The following is a 13,505-nucleotide window of genomic DNA, read 5'->3' as shown; positions in this document are numbered from 1 at the left end:
AACAATATGGTTCCCCGGGTTTTGCTCGCTGCACCCAGGCTGCAATTTACGATTGGTAACAGAAAAGGCTTGCTTAAATGAATAGACTCCTCAATTGGCTCGATGAGCGTTTTCCTTTGATGAGCACATGGAAAAATTATTTCAGTGCCTATTATCTTCCGAAGAATTTAAATTTTTTTTACTTTTTTGGTTCACTAGCCCTAGTCGTTTTAATCAATCAATTGATTACTGGATTGTGGCTTACCATGTTTTATACTCCTAGCGCTGATCAGGCTTTTGCTTCTATAGAATATATAATGCGCGATATTAATTTTGGTTGGTTACTGCGCTATATGCACTCTACAGGGGCTTCTGCTTTTTTTATTGTTATTTATTTACATATGTTTCGTGGGTTACTTTATGGCTCATATCAAAAACCACGTGAATTGGTTTGGCTTTTGGGGATGTGTTTATATATTTTACTTTTGGCTGGCGCATTTTTTGGTTATTTATTACCTTGGGGCCAAATGTCCTATTGGGGAGCAGAGGTAATTACCTCCTTGTTAAGTGCAATTCCCTATATCGGTGAGCATCTTGTTGTCTGGCTCAGAGGGGATTACTCTGTGGGGAATGCTACGCTACAACGTTTCTTTGCGTTACATGTAATCGCCATTCCATTTTTACTCGTTTTCTTGGTGTTCTTGCATGTTGTTGCTTTACATCGAGTTGGCTCTAATAATCCAGAAGGAATTGAAATTAAAAATCACTTAGATGCGAAAGGCAATCCTTTAGATGGCATTCCTTTTCACCCGTACTACATTGTTAAAGACTTAGTCATGGTCCTTGCTTTTCTTAGCTTATTTTTTGCAGTTGTTTTTTTCGCTCCTGAAATGGGAGGATATTTTTTAGAGCACAATAATTTTGTACCTGCAAATCCTTTAATTACACCCGATCATATAGCTCCAATGTGGTATATGTCGCCATTTTATGCCATGTTGCGGGCGGTGCCGGATAAATTATTAGGAATTATCTGTATGGGCTCTGCTTTATTGCTCCTTTTCTTTTTACCGTGGCTTGATCGTAGTCCGGTTCGCTCAATGCGTTACAAAGGGAATTACTCAAGGATTATGTTATTTCTCGGGGTGACTGCTTTTATATTATTAGGATATTTAGGGACAATTCCTGTAACTCCGATACGTTTGTTTTTGGCGCGCGCGAGTACGGTATTTTATTTTGCCTATTTTGTACTAATGCCTTTTTATACTCGTTTTGAACTACCACGCCCAGTGCCTTCTCGCTTAGGGGGGCAATGATGCGGATGCATGGAGTAGCTTTTTACTTGGGTGTATGGCTTGGATGCGTAGTCCTAAATCCAGTTGGATGGGCGCATACGGTCAAAGTTGATGTGCAAGACAAGACTCGTTTGCAAAGAGGGGCTAGACTATTTATGAATTATTGTTCTGGTTGTCACTCTTTAAAATATTTGCGCTATAATCATATGGCCAAGGGGTTAGGTCTAGTAGGGTTTGATGGTCAAATAAATCAAGATTTATTAAAAAATAATCTGATTTTTACACAAGCGACAATCAATGATCCAATTCGTATTGCCTTACCACCTGAAGATGCCAAACAATGGTTTGGGATAGTACCTCCAGATTTATCTTTAGTTGCTAGAGAAAAAGGGACTAAATGGCTCTATAGTTATCTAAATGGTTTTTATAAGGATGATTCTCGTCCCTTTGGTACAAATAACCATCTTGTTCCGGATGTTGCTATGCCAAATATTTTAGAAACATTAAATCATGATTTATCCGCAGGACAATTCGATACAAATTTACAAGATTTGGTGACCTTTCTTGTATATGTAGGTGAACCAGTACAGTCAGTACGTCACCATTTGGGATATTTTGTAATTAGTTTTTTATCGATTTTATTGCTCCTCGCATGGGGTTTAAAAACAATTTATTGGCGAAAAATCGGCGTAAAGTAACCCAAAAAGGTAAAAATGTGGTAAAGTGCGAGTTTTTGTGTGTGTACTTACCTTTGTTATAGGTTGAATTAAATAGGAGTTGCTCATGGCAATTGTTGCGAAGCGCACTATAATGTCGTTATTTTCCGATACAGACGATGTTTACAGCCATCAGGTTCGGATTGTGTTGGCTGAAAAAGGGGTGAATGTAGAAATTCTTGCTGCCAAGCAGGCTGAACCCAGCGCTGATCTGTTATCAGTTAATCCATATGGAACCGTTCCTACTTTAATTGATAGAGAGCTTGTGCTTTATGAGCCACGTATTATTATGGAATATTTAGATGAGCGATTTCCTCATCCACCATTATTACCTGTTTATCCTGTTGCTCGTGCGGAAACACGAAAAATGATGCACAGGATAGAGCATGATTGGTATTATTTAATGAACCGAATTTTAAGAGATGATAATGCGGAACAGGCCAGAGCAAATTTGTTTGAAAGTTTAATTGCGCTGGATCCTGTATTTGCGGATAAGTCTTATTTTTTGAGTGATGAGTTTTCTTTGTTGGATTGTGCATTAGCACCTTTATTATGGCGTTTGCCTCGATTGGGTATTGAAATTGCACCGGAGTTTAAAGGAATAATTGCTTACATGCAGCGCTTGTTCAAACGTGAATCGTTTCAAACAAGTTTGACTGATGCGGAGCGACAACTAAGAGCGGCATAATTATATGACAATGACATCAAATAAACCTTATTTAATTCGCGCTGCCTACGATTGGATAGTAGATAACGAATTAACACCTTATATTATGGTTAATGCTGAATATTCAGGCGTACAGGTTCCAAGAGAACACGTGAATCATGATCGTATTGTGTTAAATATTTCTCCTGCAGCAACTCGCGGCCTTTTATTGGAAAACGATCGAATCATTTTTACTGCTCGTTTTTCAGGAAAAACAGAACAAATTTTTGTTCCACCAGGAGCAGTATTAGAAATCTATGCTAAAGAAAATGGTAGAGGGATTGCCTTTGCAATTGAAGATGAGGAAGAACCGCCTCCAGCATCTACGGGAGCTTCTGGCGCTGAATCGGATGGCTCAACTGTTTCTAAAAGTAAACCTTCATTAAAATTAGTCAAGTAAAATGGACGTAGCCTAGGTGCTTATAGCTTGGGTGAAGCGCAGCGAAACGGGGGAGCGATTTTATTTATCCAGCGACTGTCCGGACTCCGTTGTGCTTCACTCAGGTTACAATGTTATAAACTAGACTACATATAAGAAAGTGTTCGAAATAGTAGATTTGGAGCACAAGATGATCATGCCAGCAAATGCCCTTTATCGTTGTGAGCAAATTAGAACGTGTGAGCAACAAGCTACTTCTTTGTATCAATTGGATGAAAATGCACTGATGTCTCGCGCAGGAGCAGAAGCTTTTTTTCTTATAATAAAACTTTATCCACACGTACGACATATTGCGGTATATTGCGGGGCTGGAAATAATGCTGGTGATGGATATGTGGTTGCCAGATTAGCACATGAGCATGGTTTATTAGTTACGATTTACCAATGTAAAGCAGTGGCTGATCTCCCTTTTGCTGCACAACACGCAGCATTAATGGCCATAAACTCAGGGGTTGAGTGTCAAGCTGCAGATGAACCATTAGAGAGTGAAGTAGAATTAATCATTGACGCTCTTTTAGGGATTGGTCTAAAAGGACCTGTGCATGGAGTTATTGCATCGGCAATTAATCAGATCAATGCCAGTGGTCTACCTGTTGTAGCTTTGGATATACCTTCGGGTCTTAATGCCGACACAGGAAAGGTAGAGAATTTTTGTGTTAAAGCCAATACTACGTTAACATTTATTGCGCAAAAATCAGGCATGTATACTGCCGATGGCCCAGATTATTGTGGTGAGATTCATTGTTGTTCTTTGCAACTTGATTCATGCGTGTCTCAATTGGCGCCAACTGCTCGTCTTTTAAGCTCAGATACTTTATCTCTACCACTTACTAAACGAAAAAAAAATTCGCATAAGGGGAATTATGGCCATGTTTTAGTAATTGGCGGAGGCCCAGGAATGCCTGGCGCTATTAGTTTGGCTGCTAAAGCCGTAATGCGGACAGGAGCCGGTGCAGTGACTGTGGCTACCTGGCCGGAACATGCCAAAAGCGCCTTATCATTAATTCCCGAAGCGATGGTAAGCGGCGTTGAAACGGCCCAAGATCTAAAACCGCTTTTGGCTCAAGCTACGGTCTGTGTTATTGGTCCAGGCCTAGGGGAAAGTGAATGGGCGATAAATCTGTTTTTGACTGCGATTACTTCACAATTACCTATGGTTATTGATGCATCAGCGTTAAGATTGTTAGCTGAGAATCCTCAACTGGATGATAATTGGATATTGACACCACATCCAGGCGAAGCAGCTTGTTTGCTTTCTTCTTCTACTGATTTGATTCAGAAAGATAGATATCAGGCTGCGACAAACATCCAGAAACAATATGGCGGAGTCGTTGTGTTGAAAGGGGCGGGTACCGTGATTCAAACAGAGAAAGATACTTCTGTTTGTCCTCGAGGTAATCCAGCCATGGCTAGCGCTGGTATGGGTGACGTATTAAGCGGTATTATTGCGGGTCTTTGCGCTCAAGGATACTCTTTATCTGACGCAGCAAAATGCGGTGTGTGGGCTCACGCAGTAGCAGGGGATCGAGTCGCAAAAAAATTGGGAGGAGCTGGTTTATTGGCCAGTGATTTATTTGATGTTTTACCTCATGTATTGAATTATCCTGAATGATGACAAATAGTGAATTAAATGCTGTTATAACAGTCGATTTACCTGATGAGAAAGCCAGTGAACAGTTTGCCTCGCATCTGGCTTCTTGTCTTTGCCCTTCTTTAATTATGACCTTTAGTGGGGATCTTGGGGCAGGAAAAACAACTATTATTCGCTCCATGTTGAGACATATGGGCGTTCAATCTACAATTAAAAGCCCTACTTTTTCTTTAGTAGAAAGTTATCAATGTAATCATCTAACCATACATCATTTTGATCTCTATCGCATTCATCATGAGGAAGAGTTGGAATATCTTGGATTTAGAGATTATTTTACCCACGAGAGCATCTGTTGTATTGAATGGGCTGAGAATGCGGGAGGAGCATTGCCACAAGTCGATATTCGTTTTAAGTTAGCTATTAAGGGGGCTGGACGTGAAATGCAAATTAAGGCATTGAGCGCAGCCGGTAAAAATATTTTAGTGCGTCTTGCAGGTGAAATATGATATTTCGCTTCTGGTGTTTTGTGGTGATGTGTCTTTGCTCTATCACAACATTTAGTGCCCAATTGAAAACAATTGTTTTAAAACAGCAAGGAAATCAAACATCACTTTTTCTAACACTTAATGGTCCATTCACCCATAAAGTATTTATTTTAAGTAATCCTGAACGAGTTGTATTGGACTTAAAAGAGACTCAATTGGCTGTCGATTTAAACCAATTGGGGTTAATCAATGGATTAGTCCGACAAGTTCGTAGTGGTCATTCGGATCCTAGAACACTGAGGCTCGTGTTTGAAGTCAATCAAAAGGTACAACTAAGAACATCTCCTTGGAAACCCAATGGTGCTTTTGGAGGTGTACGTGTTGATTTATTACATAGCGGTCATCTCGTGGCGCCCATTGCCGCACGTACTCCTCCGAAAGCTGGTTACGTAGCCCCAAAAACATACACCACACAGAAAATACAACAGCCAAAATTGCCTGTAAAAATTGAGACAAAGCAGCCAACGCTTCCTATTCTAGCAAATCAACGGCCAATTAAGGTAAGTGGTGGACCTTCTAAACTACGTGATGTCATTATTGTTTTAGATGCCGGCCATGGAGGTAAGGATCCTGGGGCTAGAGGTCCACACCGTAGTCGAGAAAAAGATGTCGTATTAGCAATTACTTTGAAACTCAAACAATTGATTGATAGACAACCCGGGATGCGTGCTGTGCTAACCCGTTCTGGAGATTATTATGTAGGTCTGCGCCAGCGTCTGGATATTGCCAGAAAATATAATGGCGATGTATTCGTTGCGATTCATGCGGATGCATTTAATAACCCGCATTCAAATGGTGCCTCAGTATTTGCTTTATCGCAAAGAGGTGCTACCAGTGAGGCAGCACGTTGGCTTGCAGAAAAAGAGAACTATTCAGAATTAGGGGGAGTTAATCTAGGCGATTTGGATGACCAAAATGGTGTTGTGCGCTCCGTTCTGATTGATTTATCACAAACAGCAACAATTAATTCTGGCTTGCAAATGGGAAGTCGTGTTTTAAACCAATTGGGTAATTTCACTAACTTGCATAATACTAAGGTGGAGCAGGCTGGGTTTGTTGTTTTGAAGTCTGCAGATATTCCTTCGATTTTGGTAGAAACAGGATTTATTTCAAATCCAATTGAGGAACGTAATTTAACGAATCCTTCGTATCAAACTCGTTTGAGCCAGGCGATTTTTCAAGGCATTAAAGGATATTTCTGGGAAAATCCTCCTCATGGATCCCGTATTGAAGCAATGACGACCAATAATATTCATTTGGTTCGCGCTGGAGAAACATTGCCTGCAATTGCGGCGCGTTATCATGTTTCAGTGGCAGCCCTACAATCCACGAATCATTTGCGCGGAATCACTCGACTTAAGCCTGGCCAAAAACTGGTGATTCCTCCAGCATGGGCATAAGAATTCATCAATTACCCCCGCTCATAGCAAATCAAATTGCTGCGGGAGAAGTAATAGAGCGACCTGCGTCAGTAGTGAAAGAGTTGCTGGAAAATTCTTTTGATGCAGGCGCTGATGCTATCACTATTGAAATAGGTTATGGCGGTCTCAATCAAATAAAGATCAGCGATAATGGAATGGGTATTGTTGCAGAAGACTTGCCTTTGGCAATTGCTGCGCATGCGACCAGCAAAATCAGCAAACTTGATGATTTATATGCAATTAATAGTATGGGTTTCCGTGGTGAAGCATTAGCCAGTATTGCTTCAATAGCAAAAGTCACTATTAGTTCTAAACCTGAATATCAAGAGACCGCGACAATGCTGCGAGTACATGGCCTCGAACGGTCGATTTCCCCTTGTGCTCGTGCCGTAGGAACGACGGTCGATGTCGTTGATTTATTTTTTAATGCACCCGTTCGAAAACGATTTTTAAAAAGCGAAAAACTGGAGTTTCAGGCTATAGAAACCACAGTGAAGCGTTTTGCTTTAAGCGCTCCGGGCATTGCACTCACACTAAAGCATAATGGAAAACAGGTTTTAGCTCTTCCTGCTGCAATCAATGAACAAACTCGTTTAACTCGTATAACCCGTATATTTGGTAGTGCTTTTGTTAAAGAATCAATTTATCTTGATGTGGAACATGGTGCAATGAAACTCTGCGGTTGGATAAGTAACTCAAATTTCCAGCGCAGTCAAAATGATCGTTTATGGGTTTATATTAATCAGCGTATGGTAAAAGACAAGCTAATTCACCAGGCGCTAAAGCAAGCTTATGATGGTTTACTGCACCCTGGTCGCTTTCCTGCGTGCGTATTATATCTTATGGTTAATCATGCAGAAGTCGATGTAAATGTGCATCCCACCAAACACGAAGTCCGCTTTCAACAGCCCCGTTTAGTATTCGATTTTTTTACATCACAATTGACTGCGGCATTGAAGTCAAAAAAAGAGATTAACGAAGAAGCTGCATATGGATTAAGCGAACCAATGCATCAAAATCGAGTTCAAACGATTTATGAGCCTTATCCTAAATTAGTTGCCCCAAGTAAAAGCATTTATCATTGTGAACCGGAATTATCTTGGATCATTTTAAATAGCAGATACATCTTAGTATTCATAAATCAACAACCCTATGTTGTTGATATCATGACCTTGTACCAATATCGCATACAAGAGCAAATACCTCATTTGCTTTTCCCTTTGGCAAGTAGACCTTTATTGGTACCCATTCGTTATTCTTTTCCACAAGAGCGTCATAGTAGTGCTATAAAGTTAGTACAGAATCTCAAATCATTAGGAATAAATCTTGAGTGGAGGGAAGATAATGAAGTACTCATTCGTAGCATACCGCTTTGTATGCCGCATTTAGATTTACGGTTATTCCTCGATTCTATTGCTGAGTGCGATGTAGTTCAGCAAGATCAATTGCTTGAATTGATGAATCAATCACAAATATTTGATCCCAGACTTTTGAGTCTTGAGGAAAAAATGGAATTGAATGAATTATTACTTAAAATATATAAAGAGGATAATAAAAGACAGGGCTTATTCAGAGCATTAACCAATGAAGAGTGTAAAAAATTTGTAGATGCATAATTGAGGCGTAATTGAATTAAAGAAATACCCTTCTCCCTATAAGAGAGGAGGTGCCCGATAGGGACCCCCACCCTAACCCTCTCCCACGAGTAGGAGAGGGGACTTTAATGATAAGCTACCGCTTGTTTTTTAAATGAGATAATGAATGGTTAAATTAGTTTTTTGTTTGATGGGACCCACTGCCGCAGGAAAAACGGCTTTAGCTTGTGAGTTAGTTAAACGATATCCTTTTGAACTTATTAGTGTCGATTCCGCAATGATCTATCGGGATATGAATATCGGAACAGCCAAGCCAACACACGAAGAGTTACAAATTGCTCCACATCATTTAATTGATATTAAAGATCCTATTGAGTCTTATTCTGCAGCTCAATTTTGTACGGATGCGTTGTCTTTGTGTGAAGAGATTGACAAGAAAGGAAAAATTCCTTTACTTGTAGGAGGGACGATGATGTATTTTAATGCATTACAAAAGGGGCTCTCAACTTTACCAGAAGCCAATCCGGTTGTACGCCGACAACTGGAGGACGATGCCGCTTTATATGGTTGGTCTGCTCTCCATCAGAAATTATTAGCTATTGATCCTGAATCAGCTGCACGAATTCACGCGCATGATACACAACGAATTCAACGTGCGCTAGAAGTGTATTATTTGACAGGTAAAACCTTATCTGCTTTTCTTGAACAAGATAAGGAAACGCCCGACCATCATTTTGTCAATTTTATTCTTTTTCCAGAGCAAAGAGCGTGGCTGCATGAACGTATTGCACTACGCTTTGATCATATGTTAGCTGAAGGTTTTATTGAAGAAGTAAAGCAGTTACAGCAAAAATGGCATTTAACTATGAATTTACCTGCAATGCGTTGCGTAGGGTATCGACAGGCACTGGAATTTCTTCAAGGTGATTATGATTATTCTATAATGCGTGACAAAGGCATTGCAGCTACTCGGCAATTGGCGAAACGTCAATTAACGTGGCTTAGGCATTGGGGGGACGCTTTTTATTATGATCCACAAAATGAGGCTTTTCGCGATGAGATTATAGCGAAAATCGAGGAAATATTAGATAATCTTAGTAAATAAGAGTTAGAGGAACATTATGTTAAAAGCTAAAAAAGAACCTGCAAGTACGAAAAAAAATTACGTGGTACATCGTAATGAATTACCTCTGAGCTGTCCCACAAAAGATATGATCTTATGGAATGCTCATCCTAAGGTTTATTTGCCAATTGAAAAAACTGGCGTAGAAGTTTGTCCTTATTGTGGTTCGAGGTTCGTATTACAGAATGATTAAATCCATTTGTATTGTACGATTATCTGCATTAGGTGATGTTCTAATGGCGGTGCCCCTGATTAGAACCTTACAAGCCAGTTTGCCACAAGCAAAGTTGACATGGATTATTTCCAAACCTGCTTTTGATTTGGTGGAAGGGATGGATGGAGTAGAGTTTATTTTAATTGATAAACCGAACAATATTGCAGATTATTGGCGCTTTAAAAAACAAATGAAAGGACGTACCTTTGATGTATTATTAGCACCGCAAGCGAGTCTAAGAACGAATTTACTCTATCCGTTTATCAAAGCAAAACGAAAAATTGGTTACGATGAGCATCGAGCGAATGACGCTCATGGTTTATTTGTTAATGAGCGAATAACTCCTGGTTTAGAGCACACTTTAGATGGATTCTTGAAGTTTGCCCAGGCTTTAGGAATAAAGGAACGTGTTATTCGTTGGGATTTACCTATTACTGCTGCAGATTATGAATGGGCAACACAACATTTACCCAAGCAAGGTCCAATTTTAGTGGTTAATCCTGCTGCAAGCAAACCGGAGCGGAGTTGGCCTGTTGCTCGTTATATTGAGGTCTTGCAAAAGGCGAGGGAAAAATGGAATGTACAAGTGGTAATAACAGGTGGACCAATTGATTTCGATAAACACTTGGCGGACCAAATTACCCAAGTTATTCCTGCCATTAATCTTGTTGGTAAAACAAAACCCAAACAATTATTGGCGCTCATCAGTAAAGCAACGGTTGTCCTTTGTCCTGATACAGGGCCATCACATATGTCTACTGCGGTAAATACTCCAGTGATCGCATTACATGCGGTGACTAACCCACTTATTTCGGGTCCTTATCTTTTCCAGCATTTAGTTGTGAATCATTATCCTGAGGCAGCAGAAAAAATTTTAGGTAGTAAACGCATAGAAGATGTTTGGGGGCAGCATGTACATGGTGATGAACCCATGCAGTTAATTTCTGTCGATGAGGTGATGGAGAAGCTGTCCACTATTTTAGATAAATATAAATCACCTGCTTAATCGAGTTGTACTTCTTGTTGCCAGGTGGAACGTAGTGAAACTTCACGTCCATCATTCTGAGGCGTTTTAAAGCGCGCCATCCTGAGGAGTTTACGACGAAGGAGCTCTCGCTGATCATATCAGGAGATCCTTCACTTAGTTCGGGGTGACGCTTGGGAGAATGTATTCTCGTGAGAGCCAGTAATAAAGTAAGGCTGGACTCTGCTGCCCAGGCTCAGATCAGCACTTAAAGGTACAGCTTCCGTCAATATTACAAATAGACTCATCCTCATTATCTGTAAATAAATGAAGCTCAACTTCTTCTTCAGTTGAAGGCTCATTAGACATGCAATAATTCCAAAAAAAAGAGGTTGCTGAAGGTTTTGCCGATTTAACATGGGTAGGCTCTCGAGCATACAGAGAGTCTTTTGAATATTCAGGTGTACATTGGTTCATTTTTACATGAGAGGATTCTCGTGGAGAGCTTGCTTCTTGATATTGCTTTTTCTCTTCTTGTAAATGTTCCAGTGGTTGTTGTTTAAAGCGATAGACATTCATTAAAATCATACAGGCTTGGAGGATCATTAACGCAACTCCGACGACAGGATTAATAGTTAGGCCTACCGCAACGAGTAATCCACCCGAAACCAAAATTGAACCGAGATTGTAAACCAGGCTCATCACCAAATTTTGATTTATATTGGAAACGGTTTGTTTGGAGACAGCAAAGGCAGAGGCGATAGATAATAACGCTCCATTATGAATTACAATACCTGCTGCCTGCTGGGTTAATATATCACTGCCATCGGAAACTACTGCGATACCTAAGTCGCTGGCTGTAATTGCAGGCGTATCATTGCCTGCATCTCCTATCATGGCTACCTTATGTCCTTTTTTTCTTAAGGCTTGAATATGGGATGTTTTTGATTGCTGCTCTTTTCTTTCAGCAGAACTTGCAATGCAGTTAGCGTAAACTGTTTTAATGCCAAGCGCTTTAGCATAACGATGAGCGGTTTCCTCATCTGCACCGGTACATAAACAGATTTCTTTGCCCATTGCTTTCAATGCTTTAATAGTACAGAACGCATCATCACGCAGAGGATCTGTTATGACCATAAATCCAATTGCCGTCTTATTCCGTGATACATAAACTATTTGATCACCAGCTTGTAACTTGGGTTGCTTGAAATTGACCGGTATTTTGATTCCTTTTTCATTCATTACAGTCATACTGCCGATGACATAATTCTTATCTTTTATTTTCCCAGAAATCCCAGAATGATGAGAGTGATCCAACAAATCTGCTTCAACATCTGTTATCTTGTATTGACTCGCAAAAGAATAAATAGCTTTCCCTATAGGGTGGCTTGATTGTTTTTCAAGAGCAGCACAATAGGACAGAAAATCCAGTTCCGTAAGTTTACTTTCTTCGAACAAATACAGTTCTTTTACGCTAGGGACTCCAGTAGTAAGGGTACCATTTAAATCAAAAATGACAGTGTCTACTTGTTCTGCTTGCTGTAGTGTTTTAGCACTTTTAAATTGTACTCCATGCTCTGCTGCTTTATGCATCCCTGTTTTTACTGCTAAAGGAGTAATCAAGCCTAAAGTACAAGGACACGCACTTACTAGAACCGATACAGCACATTGAATTGCTACAGCTGCAGGAAAAAAGATTCCAATAATTACTCCAGAAGTTGCTGCCAGTGCAATTACGAGTGGGATAAAATAAGTGAGTAATTGACCTGTTTTTATTTCAATAGGTGCTTTTTCCAATGCTGATAGTTCTATTGCTTTATCGAGTCGTGCTAAGTAGGAGTGGCTTTGAGTTTTTGTAACACGTATTGCTAACGGCTTTTCATTGTCGGCTAAGCGCATGCCGGCGAGCACTTCGGTTTGCGGGTAAAAATATTGTGGAAAAATGGCGCCCGTATCAATAGTCTTGTAGATAAGACTTTCATCCTCACAAATGCCATCAAGAGGAATTGTTTCTCCCGAATGCACAATAATTATGTCATCTACTTTGATCTTATCTAAATCAATTTCCTCTAAACCTTGAATAGTTCTTTTTCGCACAGTTCTAGGAGCTCTGTCTTGAAATTTTGCTGTACCAATTTTTTCTTTAATGGTCTCTTCTATGGCAATTCCTATATGTCTAAATCCATAAATAAGCAAACCGGCTTCAAACATCATGGGAAGCCAGGGTAGAAATAGCGAAGCAATGGAAACGATTAAGATGGAGGCCGTACTGAGTGCAAATAAGCTATCCATAGTTAACGTTCCCGCCTTGGTCAGTTTGTTCCAAGCGTCGTGATAGGAATTTGCACCTAACATTAGAGTTAATAAAGTACTAAAAAAGGCAAGCGAGCCCATTACAGGTAATGAGAGTCCACTTGTAGCGAGACAAATGATGAGTACTGCAAGTCCTGAGATGCACCCTATTGCACCAAGGAACCAATGCGATGTAAAGAAGCTTTTAGCTTTCTCTAAGTTATTGGTTTGCTGATGGGTAACTTGTGCCTCTTTTTTGGGTGCTTCTTTTGTTGATGAATATTCATATTCTCTACAACTAAATAGCTCATCAATATAGCCTTTTACTTCGGTCCATTCTTTATATTTGTCCCCAAGTTTTTCATCGTGCACTAGCTCAATTATTACTTTTTTAGGATCGGCTGTGGTGACATCTGCATGGAACTTTTTTATTCTGTCCTCGAGTATTTGTCTTAAGTGGTACTCAAGAGATCCACTACAACTGACACAGGTCATTCCGTCGACATAAAAAGTATAGGTATTAATTTTGGACATATTGGCTCGTTCATTAAGGTTAATTTATTAAGATTTGATATTTTCATATAGGCGAGATACATCGTGATTTTCCGAACCTAATGGCGCGCCTATT

The 13,505-nt window shown here is 40.0% G+C and carries 12 protein-coding genes; 11 read left to right on the top strand and 1 reads right to left on the bottom strand.

Annotation, left to right across the window (positions count from 1 at the left end; translation table 11 throughout):
• Positions 1–77 precede the first annotated feature (77 nt).
• From ACWTEW_RS35875 to ACWTEW_RS35825, 11 genes are all read left to right on the top strand, one after another.
• The gene (locus ACWTEW_RS35875; protein ID WP_454782763.1) at positions 78–1,292 is read left to right on the top strand and encodes a cytochrome b; all 1,215 of its coding nucleotides are present in this window, start codon (positions 78–80) and stop codon (positions 1,290–1,292) included.
• Positions 1,292–1,969: a cytochrome c1 gene (locus ACWTEW_RS35870; protein ID WP_454782805.1), complete on the top strand. Its 678-nt coding sequence runs from the start codon at positions 1,292–1,294 to the stop codon at positions 1,967–1,969. The genes ACWTEW_RS35875 and ACWTEW_RS35870 overlap by 1 nt, the downstream gene beginning before the upstream one ends.
• An 85-nt stretch (positions 1,970–2,054) precedes the next feature.
• The gene (gene sspA / locus ACWTEW_RS35865; protein ID WP_454782762.1) at positions 2,055–2,675 is read left to right on the top strand and encodes a stringent starvation protein SspA; all 621 of its coding nucleotides are present in this window, start codon (positions 2,055–2,057) and stop codon (positions 2,673–2,675) included.
• A gap of 4 nt (positions 2,676–2,679) precedes the next feature.
• A complete protein-coding gene (locus tag ACWTEW_RS35860; RefSeq protein WP_454782761.1) occupies positions 2,680–3,093 on the top strand; it encodes a ClpXP protease specificity-enhancing factor in 414 nt (137 codons plus the stop codon).
• A gap of 175 nt (positions 3,094–3,268) precedes the next feature.
• Positions 3,269–4,744, top strand: coding sequence for an NAD(P)H-hydrate dehydratase (locus tag ACWTEW_RS35855; protein WP_454782804.1), 1,476 nt, complete (start codon positions 3,269–3,271; stop codon positions 4,742–4,744).
• Positions 4,744–5,229, top strand: coding sequence for a tRNA (adenosine(37)-N6)-threonylcarbamoyltransferase complex ATPase subunit type 1 TsaE (gene tsaE / locus ACWTEW_RS35850; RefSeq protein WP_454782803.1), 486 nt, complete (start codon positions 4,744–4,746; stop codon positions 5,227–5,229). Before ACWTEW_RS35855 ends, tsaE begins: the two co-directional genes overlap by 1 nt.
• Positions 5,226–6,668, top strand: a complete 1,443-nt coding sequence (locus ACWTEW_RS35845; protein WP_454782760.1) for an N-acetylmuramoyl-L-alanine amidase family protein — start codon at positions 5,226–5,228, stop codon at positions 6,666–6,668. The genes tsaE and ACWTEW_RS35845 overlap by 4 nt, the downstream gene beginning before the upstream one ends.
• Positions 6,659–8,305 (top strand): DNA mismatch repair endonuclease MutL, encoded by a 1,647-nt coding sequence (gene mutL, locus ACWTEW_RS35840; RefSeq protein WP_454782759.1) that lies wholly within the window; start codon positions 6,659–6,661, stop codon positions 8,303–8,305. Before ACWTEW_RS35845 ends, mutL begins: the two co-directional genes overlap by 10 nt.
• A 145-nt stretch (positions 8,306–8,450) precedes the next feature.
• Positions 8,451–9,389 (top strand): tRNA (adenosine(37)-N6)-dimethylallyltransferase MiaA, encoded by a 939-nt coding sequence (gene miaA, locus ACWTEW_RS35835; RefSeq protein ID WP_454782758.1) that lies wholly within the window; start codon positions 8,451–8,453, stop codon positions 9,387–9,389.
• A 16-nt stretch (positions 9,390–9,405) separates the two neighbouring features.
• Positions 9,406–9,600, top strand: coding sequence for a zinc-finger domain-containing protein (locus ACWTEW_RS35830; RefSeq protein WP_058468769.1), 195 nt, complete (start codon positions 9,406–9,408; stop codon positions 9,598–9,600).
• Positions 9,593–10,627: a glycosyltransferase family 9 protein gene (locus ACWTEW_RS35825; RefSeq protein ID WP_454782757.1), complete on the top strand. Its 1,035-nt coding sequence runs from the start codon at positions 9,593–9,595 to the stop codon at positions 10,625–10,627. Before ACWTEW_RS35830 ends, ACWTEW_RS35825 begins: the two co-directional genes overlap by 8 nt.
• 219 nt (positions 10,628–10,846) lie before the next feature.
• Here the strand turns inward: ACWTEW_RS35825 and ACWTEW_RS35820 are convergent, their stop codons facing one another.
• Positions 10,847–13,411: a heavy metal translocating P-type ATPase gene (locus ACWTEW_RS35820; RefSeq protein ID WP_454782756.1), complete on the bottom strand. Its 2,565-nt coding sequence runs from the start codon at positions 13,409–13,411 to the stop codon at positions 10,847–10,849.
• Positions 13,412–13,505: the final 94 nt, after the last annotated feature.

It is taken from the genome of Legionella stuttgartensis (assembly GCF_977063405.2).
The sequence above is the reverse complement of the archived record's forward strand: the minus strand, read 5'-3'. Positions and strand labels throughout refer to the sequence as shown.